24 protein-coding genes are annotated in these 22,611 nt (G+C 61.8%); 22 read left to right on the top strand and 2 right to left on the bottom strand.

The window, feature by feature from the left end:
• The first annotated feature begins 35 nt into the window (after positions 1-35).
• The 5 genes from scfB (at position 36) to ispF (ending at position 4,370) form a co-directional block, all read left to right on the top strand.
• Positions 36-1,406: a thioether cross-link-forming SCIFF peptide maturase gene (gene scfB / locus B5477_RS12745; protein ID WP_079700039.1), complete on the top strand. Its 1,371-nt coding sequence runs from the start codon at positions 36-38 to the stop codon at positions 1,404-1,406.
• A gap of 182 nt (positions 1,407-1,588) precedes the next feature.
• Complete coding sequence (locus B5477_RS12740) at positions 1,589-2,242, top strand: hypothetical protein (protein ID WP_079700038.1); 654 nt, start codon at positions 1,589-1,591, stop codon at positions 2,240-2,242.
• A gap of 86 nt (positions 2,243-2,328) precedes the next feature.
• On the top strand, positions 2,329-3,150 hold the full coding sequence (locus tag B5477_RS12735; RefSeq protein WP_079700037.1) for a YesL family protein: 822 nt from the start codon (positions 2,329-2,331) through the stop codon (positions 3,148-3,150).
• A gap of 21 nt (positions 3,151-3,171) precedes the next feature.
• Positions 3,172-3,885, top strand: a complete 714-nt coding sequence (gene ispD, locus B5477_RS12730; RefSeq protein ID WP_242942201.1) for a 2-C-methyl-D-erythritol 4-phosphate cytidylyltransferase — start codon at positions 3,172-3,174, stop codon at positions 3,883-3,885.
• Positions 3,886-3,899: 14 nt separating this feature from the next.
• Complete coding sequence (gene ispF / locus B5477_RS12725) at positions 3,900-4,370, top strand: 2-C-methyl-D-erythritol 2,4-cyclodiphosphate synthase (RefSeq protein WP_079700036.1); 471 nt, start codon at positions 3,900-3,902, stop codon at positions 4,368-4,370.
• Between the two features lie 321 nt (positions 4,371-4,691).
• On the opposite strand, the gene B5477_RS12720 is transcribed toward ispF, so the two are convergent.
• Together B5477_RS12720 and B5477_RS12715 are read right to left on the bottom strand one after the other, a co-directional pair.
• Positions 4,692-5,138 carry a hypothetical protein gene (locus B5477_RS12720; protein WP_079700035.1) on the bottom strand — a complete coding sequence of 149 codons (447 nt, stop codon included), beginning with the start codon at positions 5,136-5,138 and terminating at the stop codon, positions 4,692-4,694.
• Positions 5,139-5,146: 8 nt separating this feature from the next.
• Positions 5,147-5,452, bottom strand: coding sequence for a helix-turn-helix domain-containing protein (locus B5477_RS12715; RefSeq protein WP_079700034.1), 306 nt, complete (start codon positions 5,450-5,452; stop codon positions 5,147-5,149).
• Positions 5,453-6,334: 882 nt separating this feature from the next.
• Here B5477_RS12715 and B5477_RS12710 point away from each other — a divergent pair.
• The 17 genes from B5477_RS12710 to B5477_RS12630 all read left to right on the top strand — a co-directional run bounded on the left by B5477_RS12710 (position 6,335) and on the right by B5477_RS12630 (position 22,574).
• Complete coding sequence (locus tag B5477_RS12710) at positions 6,335-7,213, top strand: YicC/YloC family endoribonuclease (RefSeq protein WP_079700033.1); 879 nt, start codon at positions 6,335-6,337, stop codon at positions 7,211-7,213.
• A 21-nt stretch (positions 7,214-7,234) separates the two neighbouring features.
• Positions 7,235-7,492: an extracellular matrix/biofilm regulator RemA gene (remA, locus tag B5477_RS12705; protein ID WP_079700032.1), complete on the top strand. Its 258-nt coding sequence runs from the start codon at positions 7,235-7,237 to the stop codon at positions 7,490-7,492.
• Positions 7,485-8,117, top strand: coding sequence for a guanylate kinase (gmk, locus tag B5477_RS12700; protein ID WP_079700031.1), 633 nt, complete (start codon positions 7,485-7,487; stop codon positions 8,115-8,117). Before remA ends, gmk begins: the two co-directional genes overlap by 8 nt.
• Entirely contained in the window at positions 8,089-8,298 is a 210-nt protein-coding gene (locus B5477_RS12695; protein ID WP_079700030.1) for a DNA-directed RNA polymerase subunit omega, read from the top strand. Before gmk ends, B5477_RS12695 begins: the two co-directional genes overlap by 29 nt.
• A gap of 27 nt (positions 8,299-8,325) precedes the next feature.
• On the top strand, positions 8,326-9,525 hold the full coding sequence (gene coaBC, locus B5477_RS12690; protein ID WP_079700029.1) for a bifunctional phosphopantothenoylcysteine decarboxylase/phosphopantothenate--cysteine ligase CoaBC: 1,200 nt from the start codon (positions 8,326-8,328) through the stop codon (positions 9,523-9,525).
• Positions 9,526-9,546: 21 nt separating this feature from the next.
• A complete protein-coding gene (gene priA, locus B5477_RS12685) occupies positions 9,547-11,976 on the top strand; it encodes a replication restart helicase PriA (protein WP_079700028.1) in 2,430 nt (809 codons plus the stop codon).
• 42 nt (positions 11,977-12,018) lie between these two features.
• On the top strand, positions 12,019-12,501 hold the full coding sequence (def, locus tag B5477_RS12680) for a peptide deformylase (protein WP_079700027.1): 483 nt from the start codon (positions 12,019-12,021) through the stop codon (positions 12,499-12,501).
• A 3-nt stretch (positions 12,502-12,504) separates the two neighbouring features.
• Positions 12,505-13,425 carry a methionyl-tRNA formyltransferase gene (gene fmt / locus B5477_RS12675; RefSeq protein ID WP_079700026.1) on the top strand — a complete coding sequence of 307 codons (921 nt, stop codon included), beginning with the start codon at positions 12,505-12,507 and terminating at the stop codon, positions 13,423-13,425.
• 124 nt (positions 13,426-13,549) lie between these two features.
• Positions 13,550-14,251, top strand: a complete 702-nt coding sequence (locus tag B5477_RS12670; protein ID WP_200806057.1) for a zinc metallopeptidase — start codon at positions 13,550-13,552, stop codon at positions 14,249-14,251.
• Positions 14,251-15,561 (top strand): 16S rRNA (cytosine(967)-C(5))-methyltransferase RsmB, encoded by a 1,311-nt coding sequence (rsmB, locus tag B5477_RS12665; RefSeq protein ID WP_079700025.1) that lies wholly within the window; start codon positions 14,251-14,253, stop codon positions 15,559-15,561. The genes B5477_RS12670 and rsmB overlap by 1 nt, the downstream gene beginning before the upstream one ends.
• On the top strand, positions 15,558-16,610 hold the full coding sequence (rlmN, locus tag B5477_RS12660; protein WP_079700024.1) for a dual-specificity RNA methyltransferase RlmN: 1,053 nt from the start codon (positions 15,558-15,560) through the stop codon (positions 16,608-16,610). Before rsmB ends, rlmN begins: the two co-directional genes overlap by 4 nt.
• Position 16,611: 1 nt before the next feature.
• Complete coding sequence (locus tag B5477_RS12655; protein WP_159449048.1) at positions 16,612-17,346, top strand: Stp1/IreP family PP2C-type Ser/Thr phosphatase; 735 nt, start codon at positions 16,612-16,614, stop codon at positions 17,344-17,346.
• Between the two features lie 46 nt (positions 17,347-17,392).
• Complete coding sequence (gene pknB / locus B5477_RS12650) at positions 17,393-19,474, top strand: Stk1 family PASTA domain-containing Ser/Thr kinase (protein WP_079700022.1); 2,082 nt, start codon at positions 17,393-17,395, stop codon at positions 19,472-19,474.
• A 3-nt stretch (positions 19,475-19,477) separates the two neighbouring features.
• Positions 19,478-20,386, top strand: a complete 909-nt coding sequence (gene rsgA, locus B5477_RS12645) for a ribosome small subunit-dependent GTPase A (protein ID WP_079700021.1) — start codon at positions 19,478-19,480, stop codon at positions 20,384-20,386.
• Entirely contained in the window at positions 20,383-21,012 is a 630-nt protein-coding gene (locus tag B5477_RS12640) for a thiamine diphosphokinase (protein ID WP_079700020.1), read from the top strand. Before rsgA ends, B5477_RS12640 begins: the two co-directional genes overlap by 4 nt.
• Positions 21,013-21,150: 138 nt before the next feature.
• Positions 21,151-21,309, top strand: coding sequence for a rubredoxin (locus tag B5477_RS12635; protein ID WP_079700019.1), 159 nt, complete (start codon positions 21,151-21,153; stop codon positions 21,307-21,309).
• A 62-nt stretch (positions 21,310-21,371) separates the two neighbouring features.
• A complete protein-coding gene (locus B5477_RS12630) occupies positions 21,372-22,574 on the top strand; it encodes an FprA family A-type flavoprotein (RefSeq protein WP_079700018.1) in 1,203 nt (400 codons plus the stop codon).
• Positions 22,575-22,611 lie beyond the last annotated feature (37 nt).

The following is a 22,611-nucleotide window of genomic DNA, read 5'->3' as shown; positions in this document are numbered from 1 at the left end:
GGGGATTTTGTTTTGTAAACTAAGGAGAAGTGCAAATGATACATAGCTATTCCCTGGGCGGCTACAACATCGTGCTCGACGTGCACAGCGGCGCGGTGCACCTGCTCGACGAGCTCAGCTTCAAGATGGTTTCGCTGCTGGCCCCTCCCTTGAGCGAGGAGTGCCCGCAGCAGGTGCTCTACGCGCTGCAGGGGGAATACCCCCTGTCCGATATCGTCGAGTCCTATGCCGAGCTGTACGAGCTTTACAAAGAGGACCAGCTCTTCAGTGCGGACACCTATGATGAGTTCGCGGGCAAGATGGTCTCCTCCCCGATCAAGGCGATGTGCCTGCATGTGGCGCACGACTGCAACCTGCGCTGCAAATACTGCTTCGCCGGGACCGGCAACTACAGCGGGCAGCGCTCGGTCATGCCAATAGAGGTCGGGAAGAAGGCGGTGGATTACCTGATCCACCACTCCGAGGGGCGGCGCAACCTGGAGGTGGACTTCTTCGGCGGCGAGCCGCTCCTCAATTTCGAGCTGGTGCGCGCGGTGGTGGAGTACGCCCGCTCGCTCGAGCGGGAGCATAACAAGAAGTTCCGCTTCACCATCACCACCAACGGGGTGCTGCTGGACGACGAGAAGATCGATTTCATCAACCGGGAGATGTACAACGTCGTCCTCTCGGTGGACGGGCGCAAAGAGGTCAACGACCGGGTGCGCGCCAGGGTGGACGGCAGCGGCTGCTACGATCTGATCATGCCCAAGTTTAAGCGCCTCGTCGAGCGCCGGGGCGACGGGCAGTACTATGTGCGGGGCACCTTCACCAGCTATAACCTCGATTTCAGCGAGGACGTGCTCCATTTCTACCGCGAGGGATTCGACCAGATCTCGGTCGAGCCGGTGGTGGCCCCCGCCACGGCGGACTATGCCATCCGCGAGGAGCATCTGCCGCGCATCTTCGAGGAATATGAGCGGCTGGCGCGGACCATGCTGGAGATGAGAGGGCGCGGCGAGCGCTTCAACTTCTTCCACTTCATGCTCGACCTCGACCAGGGGCCCTGCGCCATCAAACGGCTGCGTGGGTGCGGTTGCGGCAACGAGTATGTCGCCATCACCCCGGACGGGGACGTCTACCCCTGTCACCAGTTCGTCGGGCTGGACGGCTGGAAGATGGGCTCGGTCTACGACCTGTCGGTGGACCGCAGCATGAAGGAGGATTTTGCCAAGGCCACCGTCTACGACAAGCCGCAGTGCAAGGAATGTTGGGCGAAGTTTTACTGCTCGGGTGGGTGCAACGCCAACAACCTGCAGTATGGCGGCAGCGTGCGCACCCCCTATACGCTGACCTGCGAGCTTGAGAAGAAGCGCCTGGAGTGCGCGATTATGATGAAAGCCGCCGAGCTGGAACCCATAGAGGTGTAATCCGGACAGGTCTAGAAAATTCCCTCCCCTCATATACTGGAAGAGACGAGGAAGGCTCAGGAGGGGGAAGTTTGAAAGATGAATCTTTCAGACTTGTGATTTTGCCCCTTGGGGGTCTTGCAGCCCCCATTTCGGCTTCGCCGAAACCGGCGCAAATTCCGGGAAAGGAAGGGACATCATCATTGGGAACAATTCGGACAAGGACCGCCCTGCCGCGTCAGGTGCGTTCCTTCTGGGAAAAGACGAGGGAGAACCTGCCGCTGATCCTGCTCGGGGCGCTCTTTGTACTTGGGGCGCTCTGCGGCAGCGGGCTGTATCAGACGATGAGCCCAAAGACTTCATCCATGCTCATGCTGCTTCTTTCGGGCAGCGGGACGGGGGAGGAGTTTCACTTTTTTGCCGATTGGGGAGCCGTGTTCCTGGCGAATTTCGCGATGGTGGCGCTGCTCTTCCTGTGCGGCTTCTGTGCCATTTCGCAGCCGGTGATCGTGCTCATCCCCTTTGTCAAGGGGCTCGGCTTCGGGCTGGTGGCGGCCTATAACATGGTGCTGCTCTCGCCCTACTCCTCCTTTTTCTGGCTCAAGTTTATGCCGGGGGCCTTCCTGGCCACCGCGCTGATACTGATGTGCGCCAAGCAGTCGCTGGGGCTGTCCTGCTATGTCTGCCGCTCGGTGTTCTGCCCGCCCTCGGGGGGCGGCGCGCCGCGCCAGGCCCCCCGCCCAACCTCGCTGGTGGGGCTGTATGGAATGAAATACCTGTTCTTCGTGCTGGTCTGCGCGGCATTCTCGCTGATCGACGTGCTCTTCGATCTGGCATATGCCGTCGTCACCGGCTGAATATTAGAGAAACCGGCCGCCGCCGGGCGGGCCGGTTCAATCAAGGAAGGGAAGTTGAAAACGTGGGATTGTTTGGCGGAAGCTATATGAAGGAAGGACCGGGCGTTTCCAAGGACGCTCCGGAGAAAAAGCGGTTTTTCCTCTTTTTCGAGCTGTATTTTCGCAAGTTCTGGAAGATGATCGAGCTCAACTTGCTCTACGTGGTCTTTTTCATCCCGGCGGCGGTGGGCGCCTGGATGTGGCTGGTCGGCGGGGCGAACATCCTGTGTACCCTGCTCATGCTGATTTCCCTGGTGCTCTATGGGCCGGCCACCGCGGCGATGACCTATGTGCTGCGCAATTATGCCCGGCAGGAGCATGCCTTCCTCTTTGCGGATTTTAAGGACAACTTCAAGTCCAACTTTAAGCAGGCGTCCATCTACGGCGTGTTTTCGGCGGTCGTGATGATCCTCATGTCGGTCGCCATCTGGTTCTACCTGGGCAGCGCCAAGGACAATAAGCTGATGTACGTCCCGCTCATCATCGCCATGGCGACCTTCATCATCTTCCTGTTCATGAACTTTTATATGTATACCATGATCGTCACCTTCGATATGAAGCTGCCCGCCATGCTCAAAAACGCCTTTATCTTCGCGGTGATCGGGGTGGTGCCAAACCTCGTTTCGCTGCTGGTGGTCGGTGGGATCACGGTGGCGCTCGTGCTCTTCTTCCCCATCAGCCTGCTGTTCGTGATCGTGATCGCACTGTCCACCATGTGCTTTGTGGTGACCTTCAACGCCTATCCCAGGATCGAGAAGCACATGATCATCCCTTATATGAAGGAGCACGAGCCCGAGGAGAAGAGCGAGGACGAGGAGACCGTCTTCTCGGACGAGCGGCTCATCCCCAAGGAGGAAGAAGGGAAATAGCGTGAAAGGCGGGGGCTCGCATTGAAGCAGAAAAGGGAAGGGGAGGCACTCACCCTCGGCGCGGTGATCGTCGCGGCGGGCAAGTCCAGCCGGATGCAGGGCGTGGACAAGCAGTTCCTCGAGCTCGAGGGCGTGCCGGTGCTGATCCGCTCGATCAGGGCCTTCGAGGAGCTCGGCTTTGTGCGCGAGATCGCGGTGGTGGTGCGCGAGGAGGAAATTCCCCGCACCATGGAGATGGCCCGCGCCTTCGGCCTTTCCAAGGTCAAGACCATCTGCGCGGGGGGTACAAGCCGGCAGCAGTCGGTCTTTAACGGGGTGCGCACCCTCTCGCCGGAATGCGGCTTCGTCGCCATCCACGACGGGGCGAGGCCCTTCATCGACCCGGGGGCGATCGCCGCCTGCGTGGCGGATGCGGCGCGCTGCCGCGCGGCCTGCGCGGCGGTACCGGTCAAGGACACCATCAAGCTGCGCGGGGAGGACGGGTGCATCGAGGGCACCCCGCCGCGTGAGCGGCTCTTCATCGCCCAGACCCCGCAGGTCTTTGAGCGCTCGCTCTACACGGCGGCAATGGAAAACGCCCTGGCGCGCGGGGAGGACTACACCGACGACTGCCAGCTCGTCGAGGCGCTGGGCCACCGGGTCTTTCTCAGCGAGGGGAGCTATCTCAATTTCAAGATCACCACCCCGGAGGACCTGATTCTGGCGCAGGCGCTGGCGGCCGGGGAAATCTATTAAAGGGCGGCTGATGAATGAGAATCGGACACGGATATGACGTACACCGCCTCGTCCCGGGGCGCAGGCTGGTGCTCGGCGGGGTGGAAATCCCGCACGAGCTGGGGCTGCTGGGCCATTCGGATGCGGACGTGGTCATCCATGCGGTGATCGACGCCATCCTCGGGGCGTTGGGCGAGGGGGACATCGGCGCCCTGTTCCCGGACACCGACGAGAAATACAAGGACATCGACAGCCGGGTGCTGCTGGAAAAGGTGTTCAAGATGATGGTGATCGAGGGCTGCCGGGTGGGCAACCTGGATGTGACCATCCTCGCGCAGCGCCCGAAGCTCGCCCCCCATATCCCGCAGATGAAGGCGCAGCTCGCCCACCTGCTCGCCTGCGAGGAGTCGCGGGTGAACGTCAAGGCGACCACCGAGGAGGGCCTGGGCTTCACCGGGCGGCAGGAGGGGATTGCCTGCCACGCGGTGGTGCTTTTAATCGATTAACGGCGCGGTGCCCGGGACTGTTCACCGGTCGCAGACCGGTGGTGAGATTGTGGGGCTGTCCGCCCCACGCCCCGACCCCTTTCTTTTGTTTGAAAAGAAAGGGGGAAATGAAAGCATCCTCCCCTCGCGCGACCACGCGCGGACTATACATATTTTAGCACGCCGCATGTGCGAAGCCCCGCTCCGGTTTTCCGGAGCGGGGCTTTTTGCCCGCGAAGGCAACTGATGGCAACAACGATTGCATCCCCTTCGAGGGCCTTTTCCCGCGAAGGGGGAAAAGAAAGAACGCTGTGGATACTCCACAGCGTTCTTTCTTTGGGATTATCCCCACAATATCCTTTGCGTGTTGGGAATATAATAAACCTTGATCCGGCAGCGGTCAGACATATATATAGCCGCGTTGGTGGTGGGCTCCGGTTGATGCGGCAGGGCCACCCAGCTGTGCGGGGGAAGGCGGAGAAAACGTTCATACCAGTAAGGGGTCAAATGAAGGTGCTCCCGCCCGGTCATGGCCTCGATACAGAAGATATCCTTCGCATCCCTCATGCGCAACAGCGTCTCTACGGCGAGTATTTGAAAGACACTGTCGCCGGAAAACCAGAAGGCCAGCGGATACTCCCGCTCAATGATTTCATGGAACGCCTTGCAAACGGTCCGCTTGAGCGCCCGGATCGCGGCAGTGTTGCTTTCATCTTCAAAGGGGAGCCCCGGCCGGACCATCGGAATGATGGCTACCGAGCGCTCATAAGGTATTTCAGTGAAGGGCATGGGACACCTCATTTCATGTTTTCAATCAGCTGTAACAACAGCTCTTTTTGTTCAGAGGTGAGAGTGGACCACTTTTCAAAAAGCTGAAGCTCCTTACTCGACAAAGCGTAGGTTTCTTTCCCTTCAGACATAAATTGCAGCATAGTCACTCCCAGGCCGTTACAAATCTTTTCAAGCGTTGGCAGGGTTGGAAGATTATTTTTCCGAAACAGCGAATTCAGAGTACTATTGGATATTCCAGAAAGTTGAGATAACTTGTACTCTGACATCCCTCGTTGGTCCATCAGTTCCCTTATGCGTCCTAGAATGTCCATGAAAGTCCTCCTAAAGAGTGAGGTTCTGCTTCAATTATATCTTTTTTATTGGGTTTTGTTTCCTTCTAATGAACGGATTTTTATTTCCAATTCGACGGAATAAGTATATCAGGGTAAAGAATAAAAAATAATGCCTGTAAACGATATATAATTTTAGCAGCATATAATGCAATCAAATTTTATCAAACTTCTTGTCGAAGTCGGATCTAATAATGATCTTATAAAAAAGAAGCGGTGGATATTTCCACCGCTTCTTTGGAGGCAACATACGCTCGTTCACACTTGTCCATTTATAATAAAAATGGTATAATATTCCTTACAGGGACACCAAACGCAGGGCGGCTTGTCACTCCCGAACGAAGGGGGTGATGCCCAATGGAGTATTACATAATAGTTTTAACCTTGTTACTACTGTTGGTAATAACCATAAAAAAATAGCCGCCCCAGTCCAATGAGCGCGGCTATTTCTGCGTAAATCGGACAAGCCGTTTTGCGGTGTCCCTGTGTTTTTATTATAGCACACCCGCCAGAAAATGCAAGAGGGCGACCCCCTTCGCGGGGAAGGGCACAATCGTTGTTGTGATCAGTTGCCTGCGCGGGCAAAACAAGACGCGGCGTGCTAAAATATGTATAGTCCGCGCGTGGTCGCGCGAGGGGAGGTCAAGGAGGGGTATCCCCTCCTTTGTTTGCTTTCTTTCCCCCTTTCTTTTCAAACAAAAGAAAGGGGTCGTCGTACGGGGGCGAAACCCCGAAGCAGCACTCCCGCTTTTCCCTTGACAGATGGCAGGGGGGATAGTAAAATATTATAATAGCCTCATTGTGGAGTTTTGCGCCCTGCGCAGCACGGCACAGGGCTGTAAGAGCAGGAGAGGATGGTCCAATATGGTCAAAAGTATGACCGGCTATGGCCGGGCCCAGCGCCAGATCGGCGGGCGGGACATCACCGTTGAAATCAAGGCGGTGAACCACCGCTTTTTCGAGTTTTCCGCCAGGGTGCCCCGTATTTACGGATACCTTGAGGAGAAGCTCAAATCCTTCGTGGGGAGCCGCGTCGCGCGCGGGAAGGTCGAGGCCGGGGTCACCATCCTGAACCTGCAGAGCGGCAGTGCCGACGTGCAGATCAATCTCGACCTGGCCAGGGGCTATGTCTGCGCGCTGCGGGACCTGTGCGACCCGCTGGAGCTGCGTGACGACCTCTCGCTGAGCGCCATTGCGCGCTTCAATGACATCTTCACCGTGCGCAAGAGCGAGGAGGATGAAGAGGAGGTCTGGGCGGCGGTTTGCGAGGTCGCCGGGGAGGCGGTCGCCGCCTTTGTCGCCATGCGCGAGCGGGAGGGCAAGCGCCTGCGCGAGGACCTGCTCCAGAAGCTCGAGAGGATTGAAACGCTGGTCGGCACGGTGGAGGAGCGCTCCCCGCAGACGGTGGCGCAGTACCGCGAGCGGCTCTATCAGAAGCTGCAGGAGGTGCTGGGCGACCGCAGCGTGGACGAGGGGCGGGTGCTGACCGAGGCGGCCGTCTTTTCCGAGCGGATCGCGGTGGACGAGGAAACGGTGCGCCTGCGCAGCCACCTCTCCCAGTTCCGCAAGATTTTGGACACCCCCGAGGCGGTCGGGCGCAAGCTCGATTTCCTGGTGCAGGAGATCAACCGCGAGTGCAACACCATCGGCTCCAAGGCGCAGGACGTGCAGATCGCCGGGGTCGTGGTGGAGATGAAGAGCGAGATCGAGAAAATCCGTGAGCAGATCCAGAACATCGAGTAATCGAAGAAGGAGCCTCTCTGTATGAAACTGATCAATATCGGGTTTGGCAACATGGTGTCGGCCCAGCGCCTGGTGGCAATCGTCTCGCCTGAGAGCGCACCCATCAAGCGGATCATCGCCGACGCCAAGGAGCGCGGCAGCCTGATCGACGCGACCTATGGCCGGCGTACCCGCGCGGTGATCATCACCGACAGCGACCACGTCATCCTCTGCGCGGTGCAGCCCGAGACGGTTGCCAACCGCTTCATCGACGAGGATGAGGAGGACGAGGATGAATAAGCGCGGGCGGCTGATCGTCCTCTCCGGCCCTTCGGGGGTGGGCAAGGGGACGGTGCTCGCCAGGTACCGGGAGGAGCATCCCGGTGTGCGCCTGTCCATCTCGGCCACCACCCGCGCTCCGCGCCCGGGGGAGGCCGACGGCGAGCACTACTTCTTTTTGAGCCGGGAGCAGTTCGAGGAAAGAATCGCGCGCGGCGGTATGCTCGAGTGGGCACAGTACAATAATAACTATTACGGGACCCCGCGCGACTATGTGGAGCGCGCGCTCGAAGCGGGCGAGGACGTGGTGCTCGAGATCGAGGTGCAGGGCGCGATGAAGGTAAGGGAGCAGCTGCCCGAGGCGCTGCTGGTCTTCGTCATGCCGCCGAGCTTCGGTGAGCTGCGCCGCCGCCTTTGCGGGCGGGGCACCGAGGACCCCGAGACGATCAGGGGCCGGCTCTGTGCAGCCGCGCGCGAGCTCGCACACGCGCACGAGTACGATTATATCGTCATCAACGATACGGTGGAAAGCGCCGCGTCTACCCTTTCGAGGGTGCTCGACGGGGCGCGTGATCTGGTAAAATATAACCTTAACTTTATTTCGGAGGTATTACAAGATGCTCAGACCAGTGATGTCGCAGATTAAACGGGAAGACCAGAGCAATTATTCCTTTGTGTTCGCGGTGGCCAAGCGCGCCCGCGAGATCGCCGAGGAGATCGAGAACGATCCGGATTCGTCCGACTACAAACCGGTGGACCTGGCGGTCAACGAGTTCGCGACCGGCAAGGTGAAGATGGGCCGGGTCGTCACCATCGACGAGAAATAGGGCCCGTGCGCAAGGGGGGAATGTCCCATGTGTTTTCGCGATAAGACCATCGTGCTCGGGGTGACCGGGTCGATCGCCGCCTACAAGGCGGCGCAGCTTTGCAGCGACCTGCATAAGACCGGGGCGCAGGTGCATGTCATCATGACCGGGAGCGCGACGAAGCTCGTCGCGCCGCAGACCTTCGAGACCCTGTCGGGGAACCGTGTCTCGGTGGAGACGTTCGACCGCAATTTCGAGTGGAACGTCATGCACGTCTCGCTGGCCAAGAAGGCGGACGTGTTTGTTGTCGCACCCGCCACGGCCAATTTCATTGCGAAGATGGCCCAGGGCCTGGCGGACGACATGCTTTCCTCGACCATCCTCGCCGCCGGCTGCCCCAAGCTCGTCTGCCCGGCGATGAATACCGGCATGTATGAAAATCCCGCGACCCAGGAGAACCTTCGGATTCTGCGTGGGCGCGGAATTTCTATTGTCGAACCCGCCAGCGGCCTGCTCGCCTGCGGGGACGAGGGCAGGGGGAGGCTCGCTGATCTCCCGGTGATCGAGGAGGCCATCTCCTACGCGCTGCAAACCGGGAAGCCCCTCTGTGGGAAGCGGGTGCTCGTCAGCGCCGGGGCCACCCGCGAGGCGCTGGACCCGGTACGCTTTATCACCAACCATTCCACCGGGAAGATGGGCTACGCTATCGCTCTGGCCGCCAGGGCCATGGGCGCGCAGGTGACGCTGGTCTCGGCCAACGTGGCGCTGCGCGACCCCTACGACGTCGAGGTGGTCCCGGTGGTGAGCGCCCAGGAGATGTACGACGCGGTGATGGAGCGGCTGCCGGAAGCGGACATCGTGGTCAAGACGGCGGCGGTGGCCGACTACCGCCCGGCCGAGACGGCGGGGGAAAAGATCAAGAAGTCCGACGGGGCTCTGACCCTTTCGCTCACCCGCACCCGGGATATTTTATACGAGGTCTGCCAGAAGAAGGCGCCCGGGCAGCTGGTCTGCGGCTTCTCGATGGAGAGCGAGAACCTTCTGGAAAACTCGCGGCAGAAGCTGCGGCGCAAAGGGTGCGACCTGCTGGTGGCCAACTCCCTGCGCACGCCGGGGGCGGGCTTCGGGGTGGACACCAACGTCGCCTGGTTGCTGACCGAAGGAGGCGAGCAGGAACTGCCGCTGATGAGCAAGCGGGAGCTGGCCGCAGTCATTATGGGGAAGCTCGCCGCCATGCTCGAGGCATAGAATTTTGACGGGAGGGACGATATGCCGCAGGTAGCGCAAGTGGCGGTGGACAAGGCGACTTCGTCCTTCGACAAGCTCTTTACCTACCGCGTCCCGCGGGAGATGGAGGGGACGCTGCGCCCCGGCTGCCGGGTGATGGTCCCCTTCGGGGCGGGGAACAGGAAGCGCCAGGGGATGGTGTTCGCCCTGGCCGAGGCGGCGGAGGATGCTACGCTCAAGCCGGTGTCCGCCCAGCTCGACGAGAACCCGGTGCTGAGCGCCGAGCTGCTCGCGCTCTCGAAGCATCTGCGGGACACGGTGTTCTGCACCTATTACGAGGCGGTGCGCCTGATGGTCCCGGCGGCTTTGGACACCAAGGTCGAGCACAGCTACGCCTTAAATCCCGACTGGGAGGAGGACGGGGCGCTGAGCGCCGACGAGAGCCTGGTGCTCGGCTACCTCGCACACCGCCGCGCCCCGGCGCGGGAAAAGGCGGTCTGCGACGCGCTGGGCTTTGCGGATGAGCGGGTGCTGCGCGCCCTCTATGAGCGGGGCGCGCTGGTGCGCGAGGAGGAGCTGCGCCGCCGGGTGCTGGACGATAAAATCACCATGGTGCGCCTGTGCGGGGAGGAAGGGGCCTCCATGACCCAAAAGCAGAGGGCGGTTTATGAGTTTTTGCAGGAATGCGGCACCGCCTCGCTCAAGGAATGCTGCTACTATGCCGCGGTCACCCGCGCGGTGGTCGACAACATGCAGAAAAAGGGCCTGGTGGAATACTATGAGCGGGAGGTCTACCGCAACCCCTACCGGGACCGTGTCCACAAGGCGGGGGAGGAGATCGTCCTCTCGGGCGAGCAGCAGCAGGCCCTGTCGGCGCTGGAGGAGATCCAGAAAAAAGGGGAGTACGCGGTCTCGCTCCTGTTCGGGGTGACCGGCAGCGGGAAGACCCAGGTCTTTTTGAAGCTGGCCCAGCAGGTGGTGAAGGCGGGGCGGGGCGTGCTGGTGCTGGTGCCCGAGATCGCCTTGACCCCGCAGACGATCGGGAAATTCCAGTGCTGCTTCGGCGGCGCGGTGGCGGTCATCCACAGCGCCCTCTCACTCGGCGAGCGGCTCGACGAGTTCAAACGCATCCGGCGCGGCGAGGCCAGCGTGGTGGTGGGCACCCGCTCGGCCGTCTTCGCGCCGATCGAAAACCTCGGGCTGATCATCATCGACGAGGAGCAGGAGCAAAGCTACAAGTCCGAGAAGACCCCGCGCTTCCACGCGCGGGACGTCGCCAAATGGCGGGCGCATTACCACAGCACCCAGCTGCTGCTCGCCTCGGCCACCCCCTCGGTGGAAAGCTATTACCAAGCCACAAACGGGAAGTACGCGCTCATCCCCCTGCGCGGGCGGTATACCGGCTCGCGCCTTCCCGACGTCTATATCATCGACACGGCCGCCGAGGGCCTCGCGGCGGGCTCGTCGGTCCTCTCGCAGAGGCTCTGCGACGAGCTGTACCACAATTTACAGGCGGGGGAGCAGTCGATCCTGCTGCTCAACCGCCGGGGGTACCACACCCTGGTCAAATGCAAGGACTGCTCCGAGGTGGCGCGCTGCCCCAACTGCTCGGTCTCGCTGACCTACCACAGCGCCAACGACTCGCTGTGCTGCCACTACTGCGGCTATATCCAGCCGAGGGAGTCGCCCTGCAAAGAGTGCGGCGGCCAGCTCACCCGCTGGCAGGGCGCGGGCACCCAGCGCGTGGAGGAGGAGCTGCGCGCCCTCTACCCGCAGGCGCGGGTGCTGCGCATGGACATGGACACCACCATGCACAAGTTCTCCCATGAGGAGTATTTCGGCCGGTTCGCCGCCCACGAATATGACATCATGGTCGGCACCCAGATGGTGGCCAAGGGCCTCAACTTTCCCGACGTGACGCTGGTGGGGGTACTCGGCACCGACCAGTGGCTCTTTTCGGACGATTTCCGTTCCTTCGAGCGGACCTTCGGCCTGCTCACCCAGGTGGTGGGCCGGGCCGGGCGCAGCGAAAAGCGGGGCCGGGCCTTCGTGCAGACGATGTGGTCGCAAAACCCGGTGATCGAGCAGGCCGCCGCCCAGCGCTACGAGCAGTTTTTCGCGCAGGAGATCGGCACCCGCCGCCTCGGGCTCTACCCGCCCTTTTGCGACGTGTGCGCTTTGGGGGTCACCTCGCCCGACGAGGAGGCGGCGAAGGCCGCCTCACAGCAGCTGAGCGCGATCCTGGGCCGGATCGCCGCGCAGAGCTACCCCGACCTGCCGCTGCGGGTGCTCGGGCCGAGCGACTTCGCGCTTTACAAGATGGGCGGCAAGTACCGGCGCAAGCTGATTTTGAAGTGCCGCAACAATGCGCGCACCCGCGCGCTGCTGCGGCAGGTGCTCGCGGCCTTCGAGGAGCAAAAGCAAAAGAAGAAGGTAACGGTGTTTGTCGACATGTATTACGATAATTTTTAATATGATGATTTAGGCCGCCCATGGCGGCATGGAGGTTATGTTATGGCCATCAGAATTATTGTCAAAGAGGGCGAGGACGTCCTGCGCAAGAAGAGCCGGGAGGTCACCAAATTCGATGAGCGGCTCTGGCAGCTGCTCGACGACATGGCCGAGACGCTCTACGGTTCGGGCAACGGCGTGGGGCTCGCGGCCCCCCAGGTGGGGATCCTGCGCCGGGTGGTGGTGATCGATGTGGGCGAGGGGCTCATCGAGCTTGTCAACCCCGAGATCGTCTCCAAGAGCGGCGAGCAGACCGGCAGCGAGGGGTGCCTCTCCTGCCCGGGCGAGTACGGGATCGTCACCCGCCCGAAGAAGGTGCGGGTGCGAGCTTTCGACCGACACGGCAAGCCCTATGAAATCAGCGGCGAGGACCTGCTCGCGCGGGCCTTCTGCCATGAGATCGACCACCTCGAGGGGCGGCTCTTCAAGGACATCGCCTCGCGCATGCTCGAGCCGGACGAGGTCTCGGGGGACGTGGAGGAATAACGGATGAAGGTTGTATTCATGGGCACCCCCGATTTTGCGGTGCCCACTTTACAGCGGCTGCTGGACGACCACCACCAGGTGCTGGCCGTCTACACCCAGCCGGACAAGCCGGTGGGACGGGGCTACCAGCTGCGTGAGCCGCCGGTCAAGGTCCTGGCCAAGGCGCACGATATCCCGGTTTATCAGCCCAAAACCCTGCGCGACGGGCAGGCGGCCGAAGAGATCGCGGCCCTCGTCCCCGACGCGGTGGTGGTGGTTGCCTACGGCAAGATACTGCCCAAGGGGATACTTGACATTCCAAAGTATGGCTGCATCAACCTGCACGCCTCGCTGCTGCCCAAGTACCGGGGCGCCGGGCCGATCCAGTGGAGCGTAATCCGGGGCGAGCAGGTCACCGGCGTGACCAGCATGTATATGGGCGAGGGGCTGGACACCGGAGATATGATCCTGCGGCAGGAGACCCCGATCGGCCCCGAGGAGACGGCGGACGAGCTGCACGACAGGCTCAGCGTGATGGGCGCGCAGTGCATCTCGGAAACCCTCAGCCTGCTCGAGGCGGGGCGGGCGAAGCGCCATCCCCAAAACGATGGGGAAGCCACCCTGGCCCCGATGATCGACAAGCACCTCGGCGAGCTCGACTGGAAGAAGAGCGCCGGGGAGCTGCACAATCTGGTGCGGGGGCTCAGCGGGTGGCCGGTGGCCTACACCTATCTCGACGGCAAGCTCTTAAAAATCCACCGCGCGGCAGTGTGCGAACTGCCCTCGCCGGGGCCGGGCGTGGTGCTGGAGGGCGAGCGGTTCCTGGTCGGCTGCGGGGACGGGGTGCTCGAGCTGCGCGAGGTCCAGCTCGAGGGCAAGCAGCGCATGGAGGCCTCCCTTTTCCTGCGCGGGCGCAGGTGCGCCGGGAAAATTCTCGGAAAATAGACAGGAAATGGATTTTATAACGCTTCATTCACAGAACGTTAAACTCTTTGGGGTAAACTAAGTAGGTATGCTGGACTTCTTATAAAGTCCTGTAGAATGACCTGCGAAGGAAGGAAACGTGGCGATGTATCTCGGCTATATGTATCTCGATCCGCTGTATATTATCCTGGTGATTCCCGCGGTGATTATCGCGGCCATCGCACAGGCCAACGTGTCGGGCACGTTCAGTAAATATTCCAAGGTGCGCACCGCGCGCGGCTACACCGGCGCCGAGGCGGCGCGGGCGATCCTGGACGCGAACGGGCTGTATAACGTGCGGGTGGAGCGGGTCGCCGGGAACCTGAGTGACCACTTCGACCCGCGCCAGAACGTCATCCGCCTCTCCCAGGGGGTTTACGACAACGCCACCGTCGCGGCGGTGGGGGTGGCCGCCCACGAGAGCGGGCACGCGGTGCAGTACGCCACCGGCTATGCGCCGATCAAGCTGCGAAACGCCATTGTGCCGATCACCCAGTTCGGCTCCTCCCTCTCGATCCCGGTGCTGCTGCTCGGCTTCTTCATGGGGCTGCAGCCGCTGGTCTACGCGGGGATCATCCTCTTTTCGGCGATGGTCGTCTTCCAGCTGGTCACCCTGCCGGTCGAGTTTAACGCGAGCTCCCGGGCGCTGGCGATCATCGAGGAGCAGGAGCTGCTGGGAAGCGAGGAGCTGCGGGGCGCTAAAAAGGTGCTGGGCGCGGCGGCGCTCACCTATGTGGCGGCGCTGCTGGTGTCGCTCATGCAGCTGCTGCGGATCATCCTGCGCTTCGGCAGCAGGAGGAGGGACTGATGGGCGGCGAGCGAAAGATTGCGCTCGATGCGCTGCAAAAAATCGAAGAGCAGGAAAGCTATTCCAACCTGCTGCTCGAGCGTTTGCCGGGCGGTCTCGGCGCGCGGGAGCGCGCCTTCGTCTGCGCATTGGTCTACGGGGTGCTCGAGCGCCGGATCACGCTCGACTTTGTGCTTTCCCGCTACCTCAGGCGCCCGGTGGAAAAGCTGGATGCGCCGGTGCGCGCCATCCTGCGCATGGGGGTCTACCAGCTGCTCTATATGGATTCGGTGCCCCCCTCGGCGGCGGTCAACGAGAGCGTGAAGCTCGCGCGCGCCGCGGGCAAAACCAGTGCGGGGAGTTTAATCAACGGGGTGCTGCGCGCGTTTCTGCGCGACGGGGGGGAGCTGGTCCTTCCGGGCGACCCGAAGAAGGCGGCGAGCGTGCGCTACAGCGCCCCTCAGTGGCTGGTTTCCAGCCTGATGGAAACTTACGGCGAGGCGGCGGCCGCCTCGTTTTTGGAGCATTCTCTTGTTCCCGCGCCGTTGACGGTGCGGGTGAACACCCTGAAAACCACCCCGCAGGCGCTGATCGCGAGGCTGCGGGACGAAGGGGTGGAAGCCGCGCCGGCGCGGGGAGAAGAGAGCGCTCTTATCCTCAAAGACAGCGGCTCCCTTCTGGGGCTGCCCTCGTTCCGGGAAGGGCTGTTCCATGTGCAGGACCTCTCGAGCCAGCTCTGCGTGCGCGCGCTGGATGTGCGCCCCGGCATGCGGGTGCTGGACGCCTGCGCGGCGCCCGGGGGCAAGAGCTTCACCGCCGCGCAGTACATGGAGAACCGCGGGGAGCTCATCGCCTGCGACATCCATGAGCACAAGGTGGAGCTGCTGCGGCAGGGGGCCGGGCGGCTGGGGATCAATATTCTGACGCCCCGGCAGCGGGATGCCGCCGTGCCGCAGGAGGGCGAGGCGGCGTTTGAGCGGATCCTCTGCGACGTGCCCTGCAGCGGCCTGGGGATCATGAGGCGCAAGCCGGAGATCAAATACAAGGACCCGGCAAAATATCGGGAGCTGCCGGACCTCCAGTATAAAATCCTGGAAACCTCCTCACACTATATGGGAAGGGATTCCATTTTAATCTACTCGACCTGCACCCTGAGACGGGAAGAAAACGAGCAGGTGGTGGACCGCTTTTTAGACGGGCACCCCGGTTTTGTGCCCTGTGAGCGCGAGGCTCTCGGCGGCGCATGGCGCAGGACCCTCCTGACGGGAGCGGATTATAGCGGGGACGGCTTCTTCATTGCGGCCATCAAACGCACGGGGACAAAGAAATGAAACAGGACATCAAATCACGCACAATCGAACAGCTGCAGGAGGAGTTTTCACTCCTTTCGCTGCCGCGTTTCCGCGCCGGGCAGGTCTACGCCTGGCTCCACCAGAAGGGGGCGCGCTCCTTTGAGGAGATGACCAACCTCCCCAAGGATTTGCGCGCCCAGCTCGACGGCCGGTATTACATAAACCGCCTGGAGGTGGAGCGGCGGCTGGTCTCGAAGGTCGACGGCACTGAAAAGTACCTGCTGCGCCTTGGCGACGGCAACTGCATCGAGGCGGTGCTGATGGAGTATCACCACGGCAACACCCTTTGCATCTCCACCCAGGTCGGCTGCCGGATGGGCTGCAAATTCTGCGCATCCACCCTGGGCGGGCTGGTGCGCAACCTGACGGCGAGCGAAATGCTCGACGAGGTCTACACCGCCGAGCGCGTCAGCGGGCGGACGGTGGGCGGGGTGGTGCTCATGGGGATCGGGGAGCCGCTGGACAACTTTGACAACGTGGTGGCCTTCATGACGATCCTCTCCTCCAAGGAGGGGCGCAATTTGAGCCTGCGGCACCTGTCGCTCTCCACCTGCGGGCTGGTGCCCGAGATTGAGCGCCTCGCGCAGTACCGCTTCCCGCTGACGCTGTCCATCTCGCTGCACGCGCCGCAGGACGTGACCCGGCGGCAGATCATGCCGATTGCAAACCGGTATCCGCTAAAAGAACTCATGGCCGCCTGCGAGCGGTACTTCGCCGAAACGGGGCGCAGGATCTCCTTCGAGTACGCCCTGATCGCCGGCCAGAACGACACCCCCGCCCACGCGAAGGAGCTCGCAAAGCTCTTGGGCGGGAAGAATTGCCATATCAACCTGATCCCGGTTAATGAGGTCAAGGAGCGCGCCGCGCGCCGCCCGCAAAAAGCGGCGGTCGAGGCGTTTCGCGCGAGCCTCGAGCGCGCCGGACTCAACGCCACGGTGCGCCGGGAGCTGGGGAGCGACATTGCCGCCGCCTGCGGGCAGCTGCGGCGGGAGAGCGCTCGACAGACAGAGCAAAAGGAGGAACTTTGAGGTGCTCAAAGCGACGGGACTGACCCACAAGGGCACGGTACGTGCCCAGAATCAGGATGTCTTTCGGCTCAAGGTCCTGGGGGAGAGCCTCGGGTACGCCATGGTCTGCGACGGGATGGGCGGCGAGAAGGCGGGGGACATCGCCAGCCTTGCCACCATCGAGATGATCGACCGCTATCTCAAAAAGGGCCTGACACCACAGCTGCCCCTCAACTCGGTGCGTTCTCTCATCATGACCGCCGTGAGCGCGGCGAACGCGGTGGTCTACGAGCAGGCGCAGAAGGACGAGCGCTTCCATGGGATGGGCACCACCCTGGTGATGGCCATCGTTTCGGGGCAGACGCTGCACATCTGCCATGTGGGGGACAGCCGGATTTACCTGGTCCATGGCGGCGAGACCTTGCAGCTGACCAAGGACCATTCGATGGTCCAGATGCTCGTCGACAAGGGGGAGCTCAGCCAGAGCGAGGCGGACACCCACCCCAAGAAGCACTACATCACCCGGGCCATCGGGGTCGCTCCCAGGGTGGAGCCGGACTACGCGGAATACCCCTTCGGGCAGGGGCAGGTGCTGCTTCTTTGCTCGGACGGGCTGTCGAACTACCTGCCGCAGGAGCAGGTAGCCGAAGAAGTGATGAAATGCGTGCGGCAGCATTCGGCCGCCCCGCTGATCGATTACGCCCTAGCCGCCGGCGGCGCGGACAATGTGACCGCGGTCATCCTGACCGACGAATGAGGGCTCAGCGCAGCCCAACCTTGCGAAATGCGGAGGACCTGTGATTATGGATAAATACATCGGAAAAAGGCTGGACGGCCGGTATGAGATCCGGGAGCTGATCGGGATCGGCGGGATGGCCAACGTCTACAAGGGATACGACATCGTCGAAAACCGCCCGGTGGCGGTGAAAATCCTGCGGGACGAATACATGGGCAACGAGGAATTCCTGCGGCGCTTCCGCAACGAATCCAAGGCGGTCGCCACCCTCTCCCACCCCAACATCGTCAAGGTGTACGACGTCAGCTTCTCCCAGAAGATGCACTCCATCGTGATGGAGTACATCGACGGGATCACCCTAAAGGAGTTTATCGACCAGCAGGGCAAGCTCAGCTGGAAGGAGACGCTTCACTTCACCGTGCAGGTGCTGCGCGCGCTGCAGCATGCGCACGACAACGGGATCGTCCACCGGGACATCAAGCCCCAGAACATCATGCTGCTCTCGGACGGAACCATCAAGGTTACCGACTTCGGGATCGCCCGCTTTGCCAGGAGCAACACCAAGACCATCACCGACCGGGCGATCGGCTCGGTGCACTACATCTCCCCCGAGCAGGCGCAGGGCGGGGTGATCGACGAGAAGACCGACATCTATTCGGTGGGCGTGATGATGTACGAGATGCTCACCGGCAAGCTGCCCTTCGACGCGGAATCCCCCGTGTCGGTCGCCCTCAAGCAGATCCAGTCCCAGCCGGTGCGCCCGATTGCGCTCAACCCCGAGATCCCCGAGGGCCTCGAGGCGATCACCATGCGCGCCATGCAGAAGGACCCGGCCCGGCGCTATCAGTCCGCGGCCGAGATGCTGCGCGACATCGACGAATTCAAGAAAAACCCGAGTATAAGTTTTGCCTATAAATATCTTACCACCCCCGAGGCGGCCCCGGTGCACGCCAACGCCGCCGAAGGGCATACCCGCTCGCGCACCGCGGTCCACTCCGCCAATGTGGCCGCGGCCCAGAAGCTGGGCAAAAAGCATGCCGCGCCCGAGCCGCCCGCGCAGGATGAGGACGACGATTTCGACGAGCCGCGGCGCATCCCCTTCCTCTCGGTGCTCACCGGGATCACGGTGGCCTTTGTGCTGGTGTCCGCCATCTTCGTGGGGACGATGTTTTACTTCAACAACCCCTTCCAGACGGTGGAGAACGTCAAGGCCCCCGACCTGGTGGGGCAGAAGTTCGACTCGGTCAAGTACGATCCGACCTATGCGGATGTGGAGATCCGGGTCGAGCGCAAGGAATTCAACGACAAGTATGAAAACGGAGAAATCTACGAGCAGAACCCCAAGGCCGGGCGGGACATCAAAAAGGGCTCGGTGATCGAGGTCAAGGTCAGCGCGGGCGCGCAGGTGATGACCCTGATGGACCTTAGCGGCATGGAGGTCAACGAGGCCTATACCGCGCTCAAGGCCAAGGGGCTCGAAAAGGTCAACGAGATGCGGGTCTACTCGGACACGGTGGCCGAGGGGTACGTCGTCAAGACCGATCCCGAGCCGAACACCCAGGTGGGGCCGGACACCGAAATCCAGGTCTTTGTGAGCATGGGGCGGGAGAACAAGATGCTCTCCATCCCGAACGTCGAGGGGATGAACGTCACCGACGCCAAACGGCTGCTCAAGAACTTTAAGATTTCTATCGGTAAGGTGGAATCGGTCGAGAGCGACCTGCCGCCCGGGACCATCGTCAAGCAGTATCCCGAGGAGGGGGCCGAGGTGCCGCAGGGCAGCTCGATCGACGTCGAAATCAGCTCGGGCGACGGGGATTTGCAGAAGCTGTCCATCGCCATCACCCTGCCGAAGATCGACTCGCTGGTGACGGTCGAGGCGTGGCTGGACGGCGTGCTGATCCACGAGGAGAAGATGACCCCCGCCCAGCAGGAGGACACCAAGTGGGAGAAGGCCTACGAGGGCTATGGCACCCAGACGCTGGAGATCCGGATCAACGGGGTGCTCTACCAGTCCTTCGAGGTGGACTTCGACGAGGGCAAGCACCGCAAGGAGGTCGACAACTCCGAGATGTTCACGTCCGGCGTGCCCGAGAGCAGCGGCGGGGAGGATTCCAGCAGCTCGGAGGAACCGGAGGATGAGGAATAACCGATGACGCCAGAGTATCAGCAGGGATTGATCGTGCGGGCGTTGGGGGGCTTTTACTACGTCAAAACCCCCGGCGGGACCTATGAATGCAAGGCGCGCGGGCTGTTCCGCAAGGAGGGGATCAGCCCTTTGGTGGGCGACCGGGTCAAGATCCAGCTCACCGGGCAGCAGGGCTTTATCGAGGAGATCGACGAGAGGCGCAACAGCTTGATCCGCCCGCCGGTGGCCAACCTGGACCGGTTGGTGCTGGTGGTGTCGGTCGTTTCGCCGCCGCCCAACCTCCTGGTGCTGGACAAGATGATCGCCATCGCCGAATACAAGAACATCGAGCCGGTGCTGGCGGTGACCAAGACCGACCTGTGCGAGGACAGCTCGGAATACGACCGGCTCTGCGCGCTCTACCGCGAGGCGGGCTTCCGGGTCTTTGCCGTGTCGGCCGTCACGAGGGAGGGCACCCGCCCGCTGCGGGAATACCTCTCGGACGGGATCAACTGCTTTTGCGGGAATACCGGCGCCGGGAAGTCGAGCCTGCTCAACGCCATCATGCCCGATCTCGCGCTCAAGACCGCCGAGATCAGCCAGAAGCTCGGCCGGGGCCGGCATACCACCCGCCATGCCGAGCTCTACGAGCTCGAGGGCGGCGGCTACATTGCCGACACCCCCGGCTTCTCGGCGGTGGAGCTCTCCCGCTACGAGGTCATCCGCAAGGAGGAGTTGCAGCGCTGCTTTCGGGAGTTTGCTCCCTATCTCGACGGCTGCCGGTTTACCGGCTGCTCACACACCTGTGAAAAGGGGTGCGCGGTGCTAATCGCCGCCGGGGAGGGCAGGATCGCCGAAAGCCGCCTGCAAAGCTACAGGGTGATGTACGAGGACGCCAAACAGATCAAGGAATGGGAGCTCGATAAGCGATGAAAAGGGGACTGATCGTCGCCGCCGGGGAGGGGGTCCCCCCCGGGCTGCTGCAAGCACTCGCAGATGAGAGCGACCTTGTCTACGCGGTGGACGGCGGCTACCGCCACTGTCAAGCAGCGGGGATCGCCCCCGACCTGCTGCTGGGGGACATGGATTCGCTGGGGATACCGCCCGAGGAGACGGGGGTGCCCTTCGAGCGCCTCCCCTGCGAGAAGGACGACACCGACGCCCTCTATGCCGCGCGCAGGCTGCTCGCGCAGGGGGTGGAGCGGATCACCCTCGCCTGCGCGCTGGGCGGCCGGCTGGACCACATGCTGGGGAACCTCGGCGTGCTCTGCTTCCTGCTCGAGCAGGGGGCCGCGGGCCGGATCGTGGATTCCCGCTGCTGCGCCGAGGCATTCGCGCCGGGGGAACACACCCTAAAAAAGGAGGGCTACAACCTCTTTTCCCTTTTCCCGCTGGAGGGGGCCTGCGAAGGGGTCTGCATTCAGAATGCGAAGTATCCGCTGGAGCGTTACCGGCTGGTCATGGGCTTTCCCATCGGGGTGAGCAACGAGTTCCTTTTGGGGGATGCGCGCGTGTCCTTCGAGAGCGGCAAGCTGCTGGCCATCCGGCTGAAAATTTGAGCCGGGCGGGATAATGGAAGAGTTTTGGGAAAATCTATCATTATCCAAGATTTCTGTCAAAAGCCTATTGACAATTATACTTAAATAGTATACAATTGAGCTACAATCTGAATGTTATAATTTAGGAGGAAATAGAAGATGGCGAGATATGTGTGCACGGTGTGCGGTTATGTGTACGACGAGGCCGAGGGCTATCCGGACGGCGGGATCGCGGCCGGGACCAAATGGGAAGATGTTCCCGACGATTTCGTTTGCCCGATGTGCGGCGTTGACAAATCGATGTTCCAGGCGGAATAATTGCAGGACGATCGGCCTCCGCCTTATGCGGGGGCCGATTTCAAAGAGAAGGAGAATGCAAGATGATCAAAATTTCCGATTCGGTCTATTCGGTCGGGGTGCTCAACCCCAATCTGCGGGTGTTCGATATCGTGATGCGCACCGACTTCGGCACCAGCTACAACTCCTACCTGGTGTGCGGGGAGAAGAAGGCGCTGATCGAGACCTGCCACGACACCTTCTTTGAGGCGTATCTGGAGAACATCCGCGAGGTGTGCGACCCGGCCGAGATCGATTATATCATCCTCAACCACACCGAGCCGGACCATTCCGGCGCGCTCTACCGGCTGCTGGAGCTCTGCCCCAAGGCCGAGATCGTCTGCTCGCAGGCGGCCTCGATCTATCTGAAAAACATCACCAACGCCAAGGATTTTCAGGCGAAGGTGGTGCGGGACAACGACACCCTGGACTTGGGCGGCGGGCGCGAGCTGCGCTTCATCAACGCCCCCTTCCTCCATTGGCCGGACAGCATGTTCACCTACCTGCCGGACGAGCGGGTGCTTTTTTCCTGCGACTTCTTCGGCTCCCACTACTGCGAGCCGCGGATGATCGATGTGCACATCACCTATCCCGCCAAGTACCAGGTCGCCCTCAAGGGCTATTTCGACGCGATTTTCGGGCCCTTTAGACCCTATGTGCTCAAGGGGATCGAAAAGATCAAGGACCTGCCGATCGACTATGTCTGCACCAGCCACGGCCCGGTGCTCACTCCCGGCGGCCTTTTCCCGCAGGTGCTGGCGCAGTATACCGAATGGGCGCAGCCGGTTAAAAACGACAAGCCGCAGATTCCGATCTTCTACTGCTCGGCTTATGAGAACACGCAGCGGGTCGCCGAGAAGCTGCGCGAGGGGGTCTTAGCGGTGCTGCCCGAGGCCGAGGTCCCGCTTTACAACATCATCGACCACGATATGGGGCTGCTGCAGGAAAAGCTGGGCTGCTCCGACGCCTTCATGGTCGGCTCGCCGACCATCAACCGCGACGCGGTGCCGCCCATCTGGGAGCTGCTCAGCCATGTGGACGCGATCAACAACCAGAAGAAGCCGGTGCTGGTCTTCGGTTCCTTCGGCTGGAGCGGCGAGGCGGTCCCCGCCATCATCAGCCGCCTGAGCCTGCTGAAGCTCGCCGTCTTCGGCGAGGGCTTCAAGGTCAACTTCGTGCCGGATGAGCAGGACCTCGAAAAGGCCGTGGCGCTCGGCCGGGAGTTCGCCGAAAGCCTCAAGAAGTAATATTTAATACAGATATTACAAACAGGATAATAAAACA

The sequence above is a fragment of the Provencibacterium massiliense genome (genome assembly GCF_900169495.1).
GTDB lineage: Bacteria > Bacillota > Clostridia > Oscillospirales > Ruminococcaceae > Harryflintia > Harryflintia acetispora.
Note: the sequence above shows the minus strand (reverse complement) of the source record. Positions and strands in the feature narration are given on the sequence as shown.